The organism is Neochlamydia sp. EPS4, from assembly GCF_000813665.1.
GTDB lineage: Bacteria > Chlamydiota > Chlamydiia > Chlamydiales > Parachlamydiaceae > Neochlamydia.
Window position 1 is genome coordinate 1 of sequence record NZ_JSDQ01000108.1, and the last position, 1,339, is coordinate 1,339.

The 1,339-nt window shown below is 34.2% G+C and carries 1 protein-coding gene; it reads right to left on the minus strand.

Translation table 11 applies throughout. From position 1 onward, the window contains the following. Positions 1–34: 34 nt before the first annotated feature. Entirely contained in the window at positions 35–1,228 is a 1,194-nt protein-coding gene (locus DB42_RS10055) for an ISL3 family transposase (protein WP_044882846.1), read from the minus strand. Positions 1,229–1,339: the final 111 nt, after the last annotated feature.

The following is a 1,339-nucleotide window of genomic DNA, read 5'->3' on the forward strand; positions in this document are numbered from 1 at the left end:
GGTTCTCCGAAGGTTTGTGTGGTAAAAATTTATTTTAAGAAAAAGAATCTATTATTTTTATTCTAAAATTTTCGAAATTTACAAAATTATAGGCTTTTCTTTTAATAACCTTAATTTTGTTATTGACCCCTTCCACGAAACCGCTGCTTACTCTCTTATCGAAATAATTCAATATATTTTCTTCCCAGTTTAGTAATGTCTTTACAAATTCGTAATATCCTGCAGCTTTATGCCTAACTATATTTAACACCCAAGCAGACAATTTCTCTCTTCCTGTTTGCCTATCGTTTAAATCATTAAATAAGCTTCTAAACGACTCTTTAAGCTTATAATACACTTTCAAATCAGGCTTTAACTCTAAGATCTTGCCTAGCAAATCTTCTTGCTGTTCTGTTAAATTCTCACGATTCTTTAATAGGATATACTTTGTATCTTTCCATATTTCTTGATCGATGCTTTCCTGCTTTGCCCTTTTCCTGCAGCAGTCTAACGCTTGATTTAGGTTTTGCATGACATGAAAACGATCAGCTACAGCTTTGGCCTTAGGTAGCATCTCTTCTACTACTGCACGGTAAGGAGCCCATAAATCTATGGCTACAAACTTAATCTCTTTCTTAAATTCCTCATTGCATGCCGCCATATAGTCTTTTAGAGTAGCTTTTTTCCTATCTTTAAGGATATCAATCACCCTTTTATTAGTCAGGTCAGTAATCACGACAGCAAAATCTTTATGCCCTTTATGTATAGCAATTTCATCAATACCCATGACTTGCGTAGGTAGAAGTGATTGCAAGTGTCGTTGTTTGCTCTTAGCTTCTCTGTAGTAAATCTCTGCAGCTGTTTTATCGCTCATACCAAACTTTAAGCCTGTATAAGTAGCTGTTGTTTCTTGGCAGCATTTATAGACTTCTTGCTCATATCGCTTGGTATAATGCCTATAAGGACAAGCAAAATCTAAAGGTTCATTAAAAGTACAACAACATTCTTGGCATTCAAACCTTCTTAAATCAATTTCAAGGTAACAAGCTCGTCCAGCTAAATCCACATCACGATAAGCTTTTGACTTAATATCAACTAACTTAAACGTGGGCTGACTACAGTATGGGCATAGCAGTGTAGGATTTATAGGAGTAATTAAAATTCTAACTGTATCCTCCTGAATATAAATATCCTTAAACTTTACCCCTTCCAAATTAATAAGCTTTGTTAGATAATCATTATTTAGCATTTGTTCACCCTCCTTCTATGTTTGCAAACATTAGGATGTGACAAATGCTATTTTTATTTAACTACTTTTAGTATTAAAGAAATTTTTTACCACGTAGACCTCCGAAGAGCC